Below are 16,907 nucleotides of genomic sequence, written 5' to 3' on the forward strand. Positions count from 1 at the left end.
TGCACCCGGGCAACGCGGCGAGGATCTCGTCGACGTGCGCCCACGCCTGCGCCGACGAGGACTGGGGCATGCCGACAACGATGTCGGCACGGATCAGCCAGGCGCGCCCAGCATGCGGCAACTGAGCGAGCACGACGTGGTCGCCGAGCTCCGTCTCGTCGCACCAGATCGAAAACTCCACGCCCGGCGCTGGCCGGCCGTGGTGTCTAGGAAACATGATTTTGCTCCCCCCGGGTGAGAACGACAGGAAGGGGCACCGGCGAGACCGGAACCCGGCGCGACGGCTCCGGAATACCGAGGATCCGGTACATCGCCCACCTCAGCACAATGCCCGACCTACCCGGCACGGAAGTAATCCGCTCGGCCAGGGCCGCGTACCGCTCCGGGGAATGCGCCGCGCGGGCGGCAACCAACTGCCCCAGAAGAGGCCGCGAAGTCTCCACCGTTGGCGCGAGCTGCCACAACAGCGCAGCGAGGCTTCCCGACCGGACATCGTGGATGGAGTCGGGATTGAGCAGTACCGGGACACCCAATGCCGCCGCGTACCGGGTAACCGAGCCTTGGTCCCCGATGACGCAGTCCGCGGCCACCAGCGCGGCCCGCCACCCGTCCTCCGGCGGGAGCAGCAGCAGGCCGGCATCAACCTGCCTGGCCAGCCAGGCGCGAATCTGCCACGGCCCGTGGGCGGCCCAGATCAACGGATGCAGCGCGACAGCCACGCGATACTCTTCACGTGGAAGCTGCGCCAGCAACTGTGGCAGCAAGCCCGGATTGCTGCCGAACAATGAGTGGCATGACCACGTCGAGCTGACCACGACCAGACGCTGGCCCGGTCCGACTTGCAGTGCGTCTCGATAACGTTCACGAAACGGGACGCTGGCCCGTAACCGGTCGAAGCAGATGTCACCCGCAACGAGAGCACAGGCCTCGGCCTCTGGACACTCCTCGCGCAGCTGGCTCGCATCGTCTTCGTGGGCGAGCACCACAGCCGCCGGCACCAACTCACCGTTGCGCACAAGAAGCTCACGCGGATGTTCGAACACCGGCCTGTAGGGCCCTCCCGGGATCGCGGGGCTCACCCGGGAGCGTTGCCCGCTCGTGCCGTGCGGCAGCACGATCACCGGCGCCGCTATCCTGTCGATATCGGTATAGCTGGAGGCCAGGGCCAGGTCAAAGCGCATCCGGAGTACCTGGTGCCACGGCAGCACCAGCCCGCCCCACCCACGTACGTAGTCCTCCACGCCATGCCACGCGTCCGAGGTGGTCGGCACGGTGAACAGGACCTGGATGCGATGATCCGCCTCGAGCAACGGCAGCACGTCCGCCAGCCGGCTGCCGGCAGTCATATGCGGTACCACGACCAGTACGGTGCGGCATCCCGTCCTGGTCAACCATCGCTCGGCCGCTGGGCTTCCGGGTGCCTTCACCCACGATGACACTGTCGCGTCCGTCATCCCCGCACCCCCATACCCCCGACCGACGCCCGTAAAGTCGTTGTCACGCCTGCCTCCACTCATCGCCTTTCTCCTGCGGCAAGCGTGACGGTTGAAGCATTCATTGCCCTGTCAGGCAATGAGTCAAAACCCTTTCACCGAGCCGGAAGACATGACAGATGCGTGTCAGGTATGCACCTCGCTGGAAAGATTCGCGTGAGTCTGCGAAACTGTTTAACGAGTGCGCGACCATGGAACACGTGGTACCTGGGGAGGGGATGTGTCTTGAGGCCGCACATCATGTTGGGATTTCTCGGTCCGACGGTCGTGCGGATGCACGGGCATTTGACCGAGCGATGGGGCCGTAGCCAGGACCATGCCGTGCTGGCGGTACTGCTTGCGCAGGTGGAACGACGGGTCGCGATCCCAACCCTGGTGGCTCAAGCCTGGCCCGACGAGAAGAATCCTCAGAACTCCGCGCCGACCTTGCACACCTACGCCAACCGGATCCGCGCCACATTGCGGGCAAGTGATTCGAGCGCGACCCTGGAGAACAACCGGGGCGCATACCAACTCCACGCCGACAGAAGATCGATAGATTATTACCAATTCACCGAATTGATCAGCTGCGCGCACCAGGCCGACGAAAATAATGATCACGATCAGGTGAGTGCTCTCATCGAAAACGCTATTTCGTTGTGGCGGGACACGCCACTCGCCGACGTGCACACCGAATGGGCGAGCAACTGGCGACGCTCGATCGTCGTCGATGAGTGGCTGCCCGCAAACGTCCTGCTCGTCGATGCCTATCTTGAACTCGGGCGCTTCGACCGCGCGACCCGTCGCCTCAACGAACTCCAACGCGAGCACCGTCTCCATCTCGGTCTTGCGCAGCGGCGACTGCGGCTGCTGCGGCTACAAGGCCGCGACCACGACGCCGCCGAGTACTACATGGCGACTCGCAAGAACCTGATCCGAGAGGGCGATCATGGAGCTGCCGAGGGTCTTCGTCACTATCACGACAGCATCGCGAAACCGTCGGCCCACCCGGCTCTGACGACCAAGGAAAGGGCGGTCCGAGCGGGCGCGCCGCCACGCCCACCGCGCCAACTGCCACAAGACGTCACAGCGCTTGCCGGCCGCCAAGACGTCTTGGCGGAGTTGGACGTCGTGACAGGCACGGGTGAAGGGCGGCCACACCCGACTGTTGTGGTCCTCACCGGGCCACCCGGGATCGGCAAGACCGCCACCGCTGTGCGCTGGGCCTATCGCTCGAGCCCTCATTTTCCGTTCGGGACCTTGTTCGCCGACCTGCGTGGCTTCTCCCCAAGCCCACCTCTGCAACCTGCGGACGTAGTGGACAGCTTCCTGGCAGCCCTCGACTACCCCGCCGAGCGAATCATCAGCGCTGCCGGCCGTGCCGAGAAGCTCCGGTCCTTGCTGGCAGAGCGTCCCATGCTCGTCGTTCTCGATAACGCCGCCGACTCCACCCATGTCACACCCTTGTTGGGCCTTTTGGCCACCTGCGTCGTCATCGTCACCAGCCGACGGCGACTTGGCTCGCTCACCGCCCGCTACAGCGGGCCGACCCTCACCCTCGATCGCCTCCCTCTCGGTGTCGCGACCGACATGGTCACCGCTCGTATTGGACCTCGCGCCCACCACGAACCGGATACAGCCCGCGAAATCGCCCGGCTCTGTGATGGCTTACCCCTGGCGCTCACCTTGATGGCAGAACGGGCAGCCAGCCGCGCAGGCGCCCGGCTTCGAGACCTGGTCACGCAACTCAGCGACCGCGACGTACTGCTCAACCTTGGCGAAGACAGCGACGCCCTCACCGAAAGCCTGGCAGCCGCCTTTTCCTGCTCCTACACTTCGCTTGCCGGCCCCGAACAACGACTGTTTGGCCTGCTGGGCCTGCACCCCACCAGCGACATCAGTGTGCATGCCGCTGCCGCCCTCCTCGGCGAAACCCCCGCGCGCACACGACGTAGTTTGGACAAGCTTCTCGGCGCACACCTTCTCGAGCAACGAAGCGACCTCGGCCACTACCAGCTCCACGATCTCCTGTACGCATATGCCGAGAAAGTAGGTTCTGACGAAGAGAGCCGTGAAGCCGGGCAGCGGCTTGTCGAATTCTACCTACAGACGGCGGCCAACGCCCACTCCACGGTATTTCCCCATCGACCCGGACCACCTCTTCCACCGATCACCCCCGGCTACACCCCGATCACCTTCAACGAGGAATCCGAAGCCGAGCACTGGTGCCTGCGCGAGCGCGCCAACCTGACCGCGGTGGTGGGCTACGCCGCCAAGAATGGCATGGACCAATATGCTTGGCTTCTCCCCCACGCCACACTCTTCATTCTTGATCGTTTCGGCCACTACGAGACGGCTGTCTCCGGCCTCGAGGTCGCTGCCATGGCAGCAGCACGGTGTGGCGACGTCGAGGCAGAAGCTTCAACCCTGAACGATCTCGGCCAGATAAAGATGCTTCAAGGAGACCATGACGCCGCGGGCCGGTACTTGCGCAGGTCACTCGACCTGGCCACCCGTCACCGCAGCGCGACTGGCGTGTTGACGGCGCTGCTCAACACCGCCCGCTGTGAACGCGAGCTCCACCGTCTCGACGAGGCCATCAAACTCTTGAAGGAGTGTGACATCCTCGCCCGCACCATCGCGGACGCCGGTCGAGAGGCAACGGTCGCCTACCAGCTCGGCGAAGCGCTGCGAGAAAAACTCGACCGCTCAGGCGCCCAGCGTCAATTCGAGCGCGCTCTAACCTCACACGAAAAAGTAGGGGACATCGTCGGCCAAGTCGAAACCTTCGCCGCTCTCGCAGATCTCGCTTGCGATCAAGACAGCTATTCCGAAGCCGACCGACACATCCGCCAAGCAAGCGAGCTCCTCAACCGGTGCCACGACACAAGCGCACGTATCCACGTCTCCACCGTCCTTGCCCGCCTCCGCCACGCGCAGAACCGCCCCGTCGAAGCGATCCAGCATGCCGAGAATGCCATCGCCCTGGCACGCGAAGCCCGCAGCACCCTCAGCCACGCAACCGCCCTGGAACGAATCGGCGAGATCTACCACGATCAAGGCGAACATCACCGAGCACACCAAGCTTGGGCCTCGGCCCACGCGTTGTTCACTGGCCGCGGCCACCCGGACGATGCGCGACGAGTCGGCCAGCGCCTGCGCGAAACAGGCAACGGACCCTCCTTCATACCCTTGGCAAGGGAGAGCGGGTGGGCCAGCACCCATCCTGACAGGAGCAACCCGAATACCAAGAATCCTGGCCGGGAGAAGCACAGGGGATGAATCCGCCCGCGATGCACACTTTTCCCGGCATCCAGACCCGGATAAGCGCTCCTCAACCGGGTAAGCGCTCCTCAATCTGTCAGGCACACCGAGCAACGGCTTAAGCGGCCATACTCGGCACGCGGAGACCGAGCGGCACCGAACCTATCCAGTCGCTCGAATGTCTGCAAAAAGAACACATCTGCGTAATTGAGACCCGAGCGTGGACCTTCCACGTGACCCCGTCGCAGGGGCAAAGCACAAGAGACTCTCATCGCCCCCAGAATGAGTGACAGGTATAACGCACAGTTACACTGACGACTCAAACATGAAGCTGTTTCAGCTTAACGAACCCGATGGAGTGAACAACCCTCCCGACCAGTGAGACATGGGTTCGCACATAGTAGCAGCAACTGACGGATGGCCAAAAGAGTACCCCCCATCGCACCCCTGCGCACCCCTGATGTACGTTGCTCCACATTAGACATGCCACTGTCCGACGGTGGCCAAGACAACTGAATGCACGAACCCCGAGAGGAAAACAGTGCGTGGCATTGTTGCTCGTTATGTCGTGATGGCAGCCCTTGTCTCACCCGTGATCGCCGAATGGTGGAAATACGTCCAGCGATAGAATCATCTTGGCGGTCGACGCTCAGCCCGGATCCACCGAGTCGGTTTCGGTTGAGGGTTGGAAATGAGGGCGCGGGTGCTGCCTGATCTGGGATGATCGATTTTGCTGGGGGACCGATTGCCTGGTTGGGAGGAGCACCCGGGAGATGCAATCATCGCATGCCGCTGGCGCGGTGGATGTTGTGTTCGACGATCCGAACTTGATCGCTGATGCGGGGCTGGTGCCCGTGGTGGCGTTGGCCGAGCAGATCGGCCTGCCCGGATTGGTCGGCGAGCACGTGGTGATCAACGGAGCGGCCAATGGTGCGGGGGCGAACCCGGCGGCAAAGGTGATGTCGCTGATGGCTGGGATGGTTGCCGGGGCGGACTCCATCGAGGACGTGGACCGGCTGCGGCATGCCGGTAACAACGTAGTGTTCGACGAGATTCGTGCTCCCTTCTGGGCACGGTTCTTCGGGCGTTCACCCATGGGCATGTGCAGCAGCTGAACGCGGTGCTGCGCCAGTCGTTGGTCGCCTTGGCTGGGCGGGTCCCGCTGTTGCCGAGTGCCGAGGAGGTGGTGTTCGTGGACCTGGACTCCACGCACCGGCAGGTCTACGGGTATGCCAAGCAGGGCGCGAGGGTGGGCCGGTTGAAAGGCAAGAAGACCCTGCATCCGCTGATCGCTACCGCCTCGACCCCTGATCGCCCGTCCGGTGATGGTGGCGGTCCGGCTCCGGCGGGGCAAGGCCGCTCGACGTGCGCGGGGCGGCCCGGTTGCTGGCCGAAGCCCTGACCACTGTGCGGGCGATCGCCTCGACCGCGCGGATCGTGGTGCGCGGACTCCAAGTTCTACACCGCCGACGTCGTGGCCACCGCGGCCCGTTATGGCGCGGCGGTGTCGTTGACCACCGGTTCCAACCCGAGCGTGAACACCGCCATCACCCAGATCCCCGACACCGCCTGGACGGCGATCCACTACCCGCATGCCTTCGTCGATGAGGAAACCGGGGAACTGGTCTCCGATGCCGAGGTCGCCGAGATCCCCGACACGGCGTTCACGTCCCGTCCCGCCAGACAGCACGCTGACGGCTGGTTGATCGTACGGCGGGTCAAACACCTCAACCCCAAGGCCGACGCCGCACAGGACGGGCTATTCGACGTGTGGCGCCACCACGCGGTATTCGTCACCAGCCAGGTCGAGATGCTGCAGGCCGAAAGCCAGCACCGTGATCACGCGATCATCGAACAAGTCATCGCCGACGCCGCCGCCAGCGCCCTGACCCACTTGCCGTCGGGCTCGTTCAACGCCAACGCCGCCTGGACGGTGCTCTGGGCAATCGCGCACAACCTCACCCGCGCCGCCGGCTGCCTGGCCGGCGCATTTCACGCCCACGCCACCACCGCGACCATCCGCGCGCACCTGATCAACGTGCCCACCCGACTGGCCCGCTCCGCTCGCCGACTCACCCTGCACCTACCCAAACCCTGGCCCCGGCAACCGGCCTGGCAGACCCTGCACACCGCCCTCGCCCACGCACTTCGACAACCCGCAGCCTGATCCCTGCCCACCACGCCCCCAAGGGGCCCAACCGGAGACCACAGTGGACAAGCCGGACACGCAGACCGGCGGATGGCACATGCCCACACACCACCGAGGCCAACCGAAGATCAACAAGCCACCAGAAATGATCAAGCCAATTCAAACGGTGGATCCGGGCTGAATACCAGGTGGTGTGGCGCCGTTGCGGTGGCTGTGGGCATGTCAGCGAACCGACCGCCACGGATGTGCCCCGCGAGATCACACCCGTCACCGGCGCCGGCACTGACGGCGCATATTCGAGTGAGTCTGCCGTGGCCTCGGAATCGGGTGAGGAGGCTGAGCCCGCCGCTGCCGGTGGATCGGGCGATGGCACCGATCCGGGTGTGGCACTGATGTTGCGTCCGGGTTCGCCGGTGCGGATCGGGCCGTATACCACTGCGCTGGCGACGTTGCTGACCTGTGGGCATTACCTGCCGATCGGGCGCGCCACCTCGCTGTTGGCGGCGATGTCCGGGATCGGGGTATCCACCGGGTTCATGGCCGGGGCCCGCCGCAGAGCCGCCGCTGTGCTGGACACCGTGTTCCTGCCCCATATGCGTGAGCTGCTGCGCACCGCGCCGGTGCTCCACGTCGACGAGACCACCGGCCGGGCCGCCGGGGCCCTGGCGTATGTGCACATCGCGTGCACCGAATACCTGGCCGCGCGAGGACCTCGGTTGGGCGATGTGGGTTCTCGACGGCGTCCGGCTTGACCTCGGGCGAGTCTTCATTGTGGTGATCCGCGGCGAGCAGGAGATCGTGGAAGGGCGTCAGCCTTGCCAGCGGGTGCAGGAGTCCGCTGCGGCGCTCGATCAGGCGGGTGCGGGCTAGCAGGTCGACGAGCTCAGGTGCTAGCGGGATGTCGCTGAGGTGGATCGGCTGCCCCAGGAGCAGCAGGCGGACTAACGCGTTCAGCGCGTCCTGCTCGCCAAGCGCTATTCGTGCCAGGCTGGGCGCATGCCCGGCTGGCGGCAATGCAGAGGTTTCCGGGAGGGCAAGACGGTCCCGAACGGCGGCTTCGTCGTATCCGGCCGCGGCGAGTCCAGCGCGCAGACGTGGCAAATGTTCGCCTGGGCAAGGCATTGGACTGGCCGTCATGATCGGTCGCCATCGCTTGGCAGTCGATCAATGGTCTGGCTTGATGGCGGGGCGACGAGATGGAACCAGGCGATCGCCTGTCCCTTGCTGACCTCGACGATGGAGTCGCCGTGCGGCGCGCGAGCGATGACGTTCAGGGCGGCCATCGCGTAGGTCTGGCGACCGATGTCGCGGCTTCGGGTAGGGACGAAGTACTCCATGCCGGCCATCACGTCGAGCTGATCCGTCGCGATCCTCGGGTCGTCGAGAAGCTGCTGGTTTGGGATCGGGCCTTGATAGAGCAGGTGGCCTTTGGGAAAGAAGACCACGAGACCCGTGCTGATCTTGACGTACTCGGAGCCGGCGATCCAGCTCGCTACGAAGCCAGACTCGGTTCCGTGCCAGGGGTCGCCGCCGACCCGGACGCGGCCGTAGGCACTGCTCTCAGGCTGGAAGTCCCGCCACTTCAGTCCGGGGTCCTCGCGCTGCATGGTGATCCGGCCGGGTGCGCGCACGATGTGGCCGAATCGCGACAGCACCCGCACGGGTCCGCAGTCGGCCGGGCGAACCTCCCGGCCAGAGGCGACATACGCGCGTTGGAGTTCCGTGCCGCGCAACCTGTCGGCACCTGCGGTGCGATGCCCGTAGGCGAGGTCAAGGGGCTCGGGCGGGTAGGCACCGGCCTCCTTCGACTTGATGTTGTCGAACGCCCAATACATGTCAGAGGCTCCCGTCTGCTTCGCTGGCTCCTCGGGGCTGGGAAGATGGGGTCGGGCCGCTCGGTGAGCCGGTTTGCCTGTGATGCCGCGAGAGCTCGAATGTCAGAATGGCGATGGGGGTCTGCTCCGGGACTACGGTTTGTGCCACGCTGGTGGGTGTCCGCTGCGGGAGCACGTGTGTCAGTTTCGTCTTTTCCCGTGGCCTCTCCGGGCGGCCCGCCCTTAGTCGGTCGGATGCAGGGCGGTAGGTATGGGAAAGGCTGAGGCGCGCGACGAGGTGTTGTACCTGCGTGCGGCGGGTGTGGATGTCGGCAAATGGTTCGTGGTGGCGTGTGTGCGCATTCCGGATCCGCAGCGGGCGGGCCGGTGGCTGCTGGAGACCGAGCGGTTCGACACCACGACCGGGCCATCCGGCAGTTGCGGGACTGGCTGACCGACCGCCGGGTCGAGGTCATCGCGTTGGAGGCCACGTCGGACTACTGGCGGGCGGTGTACTACCCGCTGCAGGACGCCGGTTTGAACCTGATGCTGGTCAATCCCGCGCACCTGCGCGGGATCCGGGGCCGCAAGACCGACCCGTCGGACGCGGCGTTTCTGGCCCGCGCCGCCGCCTCGGGGATGGTGATGGCCTCGTTCGTGCCCCAGCGCGCGATCCGCGAGTTGCGGGAGCTGACCCGGCGGCGCACCGAGATCCGTGCCGACCGCGGCCGGGAGATCCAGCGGCTGGAAAAGGAACTCGAGGACAGCGCACTCAAACTGACCAGCGTCCTGTCCGACGTCACCGGGGTGAGTTCCCGGCGCATCCTGGCCGCGCTGATCGACGGCGAACGCGACCCCGCCCAGCTGGCCGAGCTGGCCGTCAGCCACGCCCGCGCCAAGATCCCCGCCCTGTCCCAGGCGCTGGAGGGCACCTTCACCGACCACCACGCGTTCATGTGCCGCCACTTCCTCAACCAGATCGACCATCTGGCCGCGCTGGTGGCCGAACTGGACGCGCGGATCGCCGAGTTGCTGCGCGACCGGGACTCCGACCTGGCCAACCTCGATACCATCCCCGGCATCGGGCGCACCGCCGCCGAGATCATCATCTCCGAAACCGGCGGAGACATGGCCCCCTTTGCCACCGCCGGGCACCTGGCCTCCTGGATCGGGGTGTGCCCCGGCGTCAACGAATCCGCCGGGGTGAACAAGTCCGGCCACACCCGGCACGGCAACGCCAACCTCAAACGCATCCTGGGCACCGCCGCCATGGCCGCGATCAAACAGAAAGACTCCTACTACGCCGTCTACTACCGGCGCATCGCCGCCCGCCGCGGCCGGCAACGCGCCCTCGTCACCGTCATGCACAAACTCGTCATCGCCCTCTGGCACGTCCTCACCGACAACGTCGCCCACCGCGACCTCGGCGCAGACAACGTCACCCGCCGCGACCCCCAACGCACCATGCGCCAGATCATCAAACAAGCCAACGCCATCGGCATGACCGTCCGTTTCGACCCGATCCCGGCCTGACGCCACAACCAGATCACCACCTCTTGAGCAGCGCGTCACGTTCATCTTCGTGTCAGGCCCCACCCGCCGCTGCTCGCAGCCTCGGGCCGAAGCTGGACCACCCGCCGGTGACGTGCCACGTCTCGGCGTCGGGTACCACCACCCGCACGACCGAGATGCCGGGCCATCCGCGGAACTCGATATAGGCCACGTCGGATAGCCCGGCGTCCGCGCAGCGCTTCACCAGATTGTCGAGTCCAGGCTCGACGGTACGGTCCTCGTACGGCACTGCCTGCGCGCCCGGGGTCGCTAGCCAGTGGTGTTCGGGAACGTGGTCCAGCCGTTGCTTCTCCACCTCGTGCCGATCCTCTCGCGCGCCTTGAAGATCGGTCGCGCGAGTCTGGGCGAGCTCCAGCAACGCCGCCTCCAGCGCGGCTGCACTACTCGTGCGGACGGCGTAGCCAGCGCAACCAAGGTGGCGGGTGAAGTCGGCCTCCTGAACTGCGGCGACGCCGTATGCCGGCAGGTCGAAGTCGTTGGGCAGCATCTTGACAACGAGGTCCAAGCCAACCGCCTTGTAGCAGAGCACAATCTCCCGTGCGGTCTCCGGGAGGCTGTCGAGCTCGATGGTGACGGCCAAGTCGATGTTGTCCGCGAACCGTCCGAGTGTCGAGGTGGCGAGTCCGAAACGCTCTGCGACAGCGGCCAGGAAGCGGAACCCGAGATGGGACGCGCGAACCTCGGCGCAGGAGATAACGTCCCGCTCGATCACTTCGGCCAAGCCGTGCGCCAGCGCATCCTCCAGGCGAAACGAGGCGGCAAGCCCGTTGGAGGTCGACAGCAGGAACGGGCTTGGCGGAAGACCAGGGGGTCTGCGCCCGTTGAAACACAAGTCGGCGGGCACCATCACGGGCCCGCGGTCGCCGGTGAGTTTCGTGGCCTCGACCCAGACCTGGGGGTCGTCGGCTGCCACGTTCTCCCGCCGGCGATAGGTGAACCGGCCGGGGTCCCACACGTCGTGCGTCCGCTTTAGGACCGCCGGGGTCTCGGTGACCCAACCTGCCTCGGGCGGCCAGACTGCCCCACTCCGTTCCAGGCATTCCATGATCGCGGTCACTCGTGCCTGCGACTGGCTCCGACCTTTCCCGCTGTAAACCCAGATCACGTCAGAAGTACCCGGTTTGGTCGCGCTGGCGGTCGGCACGCCTGGGGTGTCCATGCCGCTCGTGTCAGCGAGACGGCTGATGCCGAATTCATCAAGACGAGGAAGAAGCTGCTGTTCCCGGGCTTCCCACTGCTCGTCGGTTGGGCGGCTCATTGCGCCACCACCGAGGTTGTGAGGTGCCGGACGAGCGCGAGCGCATCCTGCCGCTTGACGTCGCTGCGTAGGAGGTGATCGATCGCCGGTTCGGTCAAACCGGCTGACATCGCCAGGTCCCGGCATAGGGCGCTCGTCCGCAGTTCGAAGTGCACGGCCCGCAGCCCGTCGATGATGGACCGGGCCTGCGGCTGAGTCACCTGGTTCGCTGCGACGAGTTGGTCAAGCCCGAAGCGGACGTTCGCGAGGAACAGACCCGTGCCTTCGTTGGTGCGTGGATCCAACGTGGCCACCAACTCGTCGTCGTAGGTGATCGTGCGATCAACGACGCGGTCGTACACCCACCCGAAGCCGTTCATGCCATGGTTGCGCAACTCCGCCGCGCGCAAGGCGCCAAGGCTGGAACACCCCCAGACCTCGTGTCCTCGGGCCACCAGCTCGAAGACCTCGGTGGGCGAGGGAGGGTGCTGTCGGATGAGGTAGCCGTCCACAAGCACGACCCTGACGTCCGGATCCAGATCCAGTTTGTCGAGATCGCCACGGCTTGCTGGCGGATACCAAATCAGTCCGTTCGCGTCCGGTCGGGCGGAAGGCGGTAGCGAGGGGCCGACGAACACGACCACACGCAACTCTCGAGGACCCTGCGGCGGCATTCAGCGCACCAGCGGGTTCATCTGCTGCCGATACGGGGAGCGGCGGAAGTTCAGCGCAAACGCGGCGCGTGCACTCGCGCCTGCCATCGGGCCCGAGCGATGCACCGCATAGGAATGGTGCACCACTGCGCCACCGGCCGGCACCGGCGCCGACCGGAACTCGAAACCGGAATCGTCGACCAGTTCCGCGCCGAAGTTCTGCACGTCCGATACTCGATGCATGAGCAGTTCACCCACCGGCGGCTGCGGCTTCGCGTATTGCAGGACTGCGTCGTCCTCGGTGACGTCCGTGAGCGCGATCCAGAACGTGATGGCCAGCTCGTCGCCGAAATGGTCCCGGTAGAAGATCTGATCCTGGTGCGGCGGCGTGGCCTCAGAGTTCGCGGCTGGTTTGGCGAAATACTCGGTCAGGAACGGGACACACCGAGACTCCAGCAGTACCTCAGCCGTGTGCTGCAACTCCGGCAGGCGGGTCAGGTCGAACAGCAGGTCGCTGTGGCGATCGAGGTAGTGCATGCTCAGCACTCGCCCATCGCTGTCGCGCGAGATGACCGTGCCCTCGGGCTGTCCGTACAACTCGCTGGACAGCCGCTCTGCCTCCTGGCGGAGGGCATCCAGCAAGGCCGGTTGCGCGAAGTGCTGGAGCACCTTGTGGCCGGCCAGGTGCAGCTCGTCTCGGATCCCGTCGAGGCCCTCATCCCGGGGGAGGCAGAGGTCGTCAGTCTTTGGCTGGTACATACAGCGTCGGCCTCCTCCACAACTCCAGGTCAGCCGTCGCGAGCTCGCGAATCGGCAGCTCAGTGATGGTGCTGGCTTCCAGGATGTGGGCCGACGACCACACCACCTGCACCGGATGGTCTGGTCCGTACAGGGGTGCCAGCAGGTCGATCAATGGGCGCAGCGCCCCCTGGTCGGGGTCACCGCTGATGACGGCGCGGTTGAGCGTCGAGGCGAGTTGGAACAGCAGCAGCGGGACCTGGGGATTCGGCGTCCAGCCGGCCTTCAGCAGCGTGGTCGTGTCGAAGATCTGGACGCCATAGCCGTAGTCGATGCGCAGGTCGCACAGCAGGGTGTCGAACGAACTCACCGCGGGCAATACCGACACCCGCAGGTCGTGTTGTTCGGCCAGGTCGAGGGTGTATTCGGTGGCGCTGACCAGAAACAACGGGTGGCCGTGGACGAGGAAGGCGACGGGGGCCGACTCGCGGGCTGCTTCCACCAGGCGACGCGAGATCTCGTGGTACACGTCGTCGCGGAGTGTCTGGCCGTTGTAGAGCGGGGCGAGATCTTCGACGTCAGCGCAATGCTCGCGAACCGAGTCGATCACGCCTTGATCGGAATGGAGCACAAGGACGCGTCGGCAGGCGCGCAACGCCTGCACGGTCTCCACGGTGAAGTGCAATGTCCCCTTGACGCCGCTGCCGAGCAGGTAGATGGAGGTTTTGCGCACCGACGGGTGTCCCTTGTTCGATGGTCCGGACGCAAACGACCGGGCAGCGCGGGCGGCCACGCTCCCCGGTCGTGGGGGAAGTCAGACTGCGGGCTCGACGTCTTCGCCGGTCCAGAACTTGTTGCCGTTGTCCATCAGGAAGGCCCGGAAACGCCGCACGTCGACGCCCCACTCCTCCAGCGCCACACGGCGCATCGTGCTCAGTGCGGTCTTCTCGTCCTCCGTCAGGCCAGAGTCCTTGAGCGCGGCCTCCGGATCGGCGAGCAGCAGCTCGCGGAACTTGATATCCTCGGCTGCGCGGGACAGGACCGCTTCGACGCGCTCCTTGGCTTCTGCGTCGAGCTGCGGTACGGATGAACTCACGAGATACCTCCTGACCTCGTTCGGGGCACTGTGTGCGACTACCAAACCTATGGGGGGACGCGGAGGGGAGCACAGGTGCAGACGGGTGATCGTCTGCTATACGCAGAGTGCCCACCTTTGGTCTGAACGAATGGGTCCTTCAACAAAGGTGTTAGCGAAGACGCCATCAGGGCGGGGCCGGGTCGAAGCGGCTTGCCCTGTGGTTTGTCGACGTCAGGCGACCGGCCGCCGTGATCGTGTGACGGCGGAGGAGCCCGTCTGCCGGGGCCACGGTAGTCTGCTAGAGCCCTGGTCAGGAGGATGGCCATCGTCGATGGCGACCGTTAAAGCCGAAATCTGGATGGATGATGCATCGTTACCGGTCTCATACGTGCGGCGAGCTGCGTACCACGGACGTCGACAGCAACGTGCGGCTGTCGGGGTGGCTGCACAACCGGCGAGATCTTGGTGGCGTCATCTTCGTTGACCTTCGTGACAACTCCGGCATCGTCCAGCTTGTCGTGCGGTCGGACTCGGCCGCGTATGAGCCGCTGAGCAACCTGCCCAAGGAGACCGTCCTCCGTGCCGACGGGCGCGCGCTGCGCCGCGAGGCCGAGAACGTCAACCCGGACCTCCCGACGGGTGAGATCGAGGTTCAGGTCAGCGAGATCGAGGTGCTCGGCAGCTGTGACCCGCTGCCGTTCAGTGTGTTCCCCGAAGAGAAGGTGAACGAGGAGACCCGCCTCACCTACCGCTTCCTCGATCTTCGTCGCCAGCGGATGCACCGCAACATCCAGTTGCGTTCCGCTGTCATCGCCACCATCCGGCAGAAGATGACCGAACGAGGCTTCCTCGATCTGCAAACCCCCATCCTGTCGGCAACGAGCCCTGAGGGCGCGCGTGACTTCCTCGTCCCGTCCCGGCTACACCCCGGCAAGTTCTATGCGCTGCCACAGGCTCCCCAGCAGTTCAAGCAGCTGTTGATGGTCTCCGGATTCGACCGCTACTTCCAGATCGCGCCCTGTTTCCGTGACGAGGACAGCCGCGCCGACCGTTCGCCCGGCGAGTTCTACCAGCTCGACGTCGAGATGAGCTTCGCCGAGCAGGAAGACGTCTTCCAGGTCATCGAGCAGGTGTTCGTCGAGCTGTTCACCGAGTTCGCGCCCGACCGGGAGACCACCTCGCCGTTCCCGCGCATCACCTACCGCGATGCGCTGGCGCGCTACGGCACCGACAAACCCGACCTGCGCGCCAAGCTCGAACTCGTCGACGTCTCACACCTGTTCCGCGACAGCGAATTCCGCGCCTTTGCGGGCAAGCACGTGCGGGCACTGCCCGTTCCCGGCTGCGGCGGTAAGCCACGGTCGTTCTTCGACCAAATGGGCGCGTTTGCCGTCGAGCAGGGTGCTCAGGGCCTGGCGTGGGTGCGGATCGACGACAACGGACAGCTCACCGGGCCCATCGCGAAGTTCCTCACCGAGAACGTGACGCAGCAGCTCATCGCCGAGGTCAAGGGCGAACCCGGGACCGCGGTGTTCTTCGGCGCAGGTGACGAGTCCGATGTCGCCAAGATCATGGGCGAGGTCCGCGTTGAAGCGGCCAAGCGCGCCGACCTCTTCGAGGAAGGCGCATTCCGGTTCTGCTGGATCGTCGACTTTCCAATGTACGAAAAGAACGACGACGGCGAGATCGAGTTCAGCCACAACCCCTTCTCCATGCCCCAAGGCGGCCTGGAAGCTCTCAAGACTCAGGACCCATTGGAGATCCTTGCCTGGCAGTACGACATCGTCTGCAACGGCGTCGAGCTGTCCTCCGGCGCCGTTCGTAACCACAGCCCGGAAGTCATGTACGAGGCCTTCCGGATAGCCGGCTACAGCAAGGAACGCGTCGACGAAGAGTTCGGCGGGATGGTGCGTGCTTTCCATTACGGAGCACCGCCCCACGCGGGTATCGCCCCTGGCGTCGATCGCATCGTCATGCTGCTCGCCGACGAACCCAACATTCGGGAAACCATCGCCTTCCCTCTCAATCAGAATGCCCAGGACCTGCTCATGGGCGCGCCCAGCGAGGTCGAGGAGACCAGGCTCAAGGAACTCAACCTGAGCCTGCGAAAGCCACCGGGCAAGGGCAACCAAGCACGGTACTAAGAAGGCTGTAAGTTTCTGGACTTTTTCTTGAATCGGTGGCATAATTGGCGTATGGCGAAGAAAGGGCGTAGGGCGACCGAGCAAGAGCGGATTCGGGCGGTTCAGCTCATGGAGGAGGGTCAGTCTCCGGAATTGGTGGCTGAGTTTCTTGGGGTGAGTCGTTCGTAAGCATTCAGGTGGATTGTTGATCTTGCGCGTGTCGGTGCGTGACAGCAGGGTTGTGTTCGGTGATGATCTCGGACTGTGTCTGGGGTGGAGGAGCTCTCGCGCGAGGAGCTGATCGGTGTTGTGCGGGAGCAGGCCGTGCTGATCGCGCAGTTGCGTGAGGCGAACACCGCGTTGGAGGAACGGGTGCGGTGGCTGGAACGGCAGGTTTCGCGTAATAGCGGGAATTCCTCGATGCCGCCCTCCAGTGATGATCTGCCGGGCCGGACGAAACCCGCGCCGAAGCGGGCGAAGAACTCGGGACGTCAGCGCGGCAAGCAGAAAGGGGCCGCAGGCAACGCACTGGCGTGGGTCGGCGATCCGGATGAGACGGTGCCGCACCGTCCGGAAGGGTGCTGCGGGTGTGGGGCGGACCTGGCCGGCGCACATGATGTGGGTATCGAGCGGTCCTGTCAGGTGCATGATCTGCCCGAGATCACCATCAAGGTGTGGCAGCACGACGTGTACCGGGTGCGCTGCGGTTGCGGCGCCGAACACGTCGGGCGGCTGCCGGAGGAGGTGTCGGCGGCGCCGTCCAGTTACGGGGTGAACCTGAGGTCGCTGGCGGTGTATTTGCTGGTC

General features: G+C 65.3%; 12 protein-coding genes and 2 pseudogenes. 7 read left to right on the forward strand and 7 right to left on the reverse strand.

Annotated features, from left to right (window positions below; all coding sequences use genetic code 11):
* Positions 1-206 precede the first annotated feature (206 nt).
* Positions 207-1,346, reverse strand: coding sequence for a hypothetical protein (locus VJT49_RS24795; RefSeq protein WP_324167317.1), 1,140 nt, complete (start codon positions 1,344-1,346; stop codon positions 207-209).
* A 387-nt stretch (positions 1,347-1,733) separates the two neighbouring features.
* Between VJT49_RS24795 and VJT49_RS24800 the strand changes: the two genes are divergently transcribed.
* The 3 genes and pseudogenes from VJT49_RS24800 (at position 1,734) to VJT49_RS24810 (ending at position 7,637) form a co-directional block, all read left to right on the forward strand.
* Positions 1,734-4,754: an AfsR/SARP family transcriptional regulator gene (locus VJT49_RS24800; protein ID WP_324167318.1), complete on the forward strand. Its 3,021-nt coding sequence runs from the start codon at positions 1,734-1,736 to the stop codon at positions 4,752-4,754.
* Positions 4,755-5,509: 755 nt separating this feature from the next.
* Positions 5,510-6,903 (forward strand): annotated as a pseudogene (locus VJT49_RS24805) (IS1380 family transposase).
* A gap of 293 nt (positions 6,904-7,196) precedes the next feature.
* Entirely contained in the window at positions 7,197-7,637 is a 441-nt protein-coding gene (locus VJT49_RS24810; RefSeq protein WP_324167319.1) for an IS66 family transposase, read from the forward strand.
* Positions 7,638-8,018: 381 nt separating this feature from the next.
* Here the strand turns inward: VJT49_RS24810 and VJT49_RS24815 are convergent, their stop codons facing one another.
* A complete protein-coding gene (locus VJT49_RS24815) occupies positions 8,019-8,546 on the reverse strand; it encodes a hypothetical protein (protein ID WP_324167320.1) in 528 nt (175 codons plus the stop codon).
* Between the two features lie 424 nt (positions 8,547-8,970).
* Here VJT49_RS24815 and VJT49_RS24825 point away from each other — a divergent pair.
* Positions 8,971-10,232, forward strand: a pseudogene (locus tag VJT49_RS24825) (IS110 family transposase).
* Between the two features lie 52 nt (positions 10,233-10,284).
* Here the strand turns inward: VJT49_RS24825 and VJT49_RS24830 are convergent.
* The 5 genes from VJT49_RS24830 to VJT49_RS24850 form a co-directional block, all read right to left on the reverse strand.
* The gene (locus VJT49_RS24830; protein ID WP_324167323.1) at positions 10,285-11,529 is read right to left on the reverse strand and encodes a YcaO-like family protein; all 1,245 of its coding nucleotides are present in this window, start codon (positions 11,527-11,529) and stop codon (positions 10,285-10,287) included.
* Positions 11,526-12,182: a TfuA-like protein gene (locus VJT49_RS24835; protein WP_324167324.1), complete on the reverse strand. Its 657-nt coding sequence runs from the start codon at positions 12,180-12,182 to the stop codon at positions 11,526-11,528. The genes VJT49_RS24830 and VJT49_RS24835 overlap by 4 nt, the downstream gene beginning before the upstream one ends.
* Positions 12,183-12,920, reverse strand: coding sequence for a phytanoyl-CoA dioxygenase family protein (locus VJT49_RS24840; protein WP_324167325.1), 738 nt, complete (start codon positions 12,918-12,920; stop codon positions 12,183-12,185).
* Positions 12,901-13,632: an SAM-dependent methyltransferase gene (locus VJT49_RS24845; protein WP_324167326.1), complete on the reverse strand. Its 732-nt coding sequence runs from the start codon at positions 13,630-13,632 to the stop codon at positions 12,901-12,903. Before VJT49_RS24845 ends, VJT49_RS24840 begins: the two co-directional genes overlap by 20 nt.
* Positions 13,633-13,713: 81 nt before the next feature.
* Complete coding sequence (locus VJT49_RS24850) at positions 13,714-13,995, reverse strand: Os1348 family NHLP clan protein (protein WP_324167327.1); 282 nt, start codon at positions 13,993-13,995, stop codon at positions 13,714-13,716.
* Positions 13,996-14,339: 344 nt separating this feature from the next.
* On the opposite strand from VJT49_RS24850, the gene aspS reads away from it, so the two are divergent.
* The 3 genes from aspS to VJT49_RS24860 form a co-directional block, all read left to right on the forward strand.
* Positions 14,340-16,121 (forward strand): aspartate--tRNA ligase, encoded by a 1,782-nt coding sequence (gene aspS / locus VJT49_RS24855; protein ID WP_324167328.1) that lies wholly within the window; start codon positions 14,340-14,342, stop codon positions 16,119-16,121.
* 51 nt (positions 16,122-16,172) lie between these two features.
* Positions 16,173-16,289: a helix-turn-helix domain-containing protein gene (locus VJT49_RS35430; protein ID WP_414636087.1), complete on the forward strand. Its 117-nt coding sequence runs from the start codon at positions 16,173-16,175 to the stop codon at positions 16,287-16,289.
* 84 nt (positions 16,290-16,373) lie between these two features.
* On the forward strand, positions 16,374-16,907 hold a 534-nt coding region (locus VJT49_RS24860; RefSeq protein ID WP_324167329.1), incomplete at its 3' end, for a DUF6444 domain-containing protein.

It is taken from the genome of Amycolatopsis sp., from assembly GCF_035276945.1.
Lineage (GTDB): Bacteria > Actinomycetota > Actinomycetes > Mycobacteriales > Pseudonocardiaceae > Amycolatopsis_E.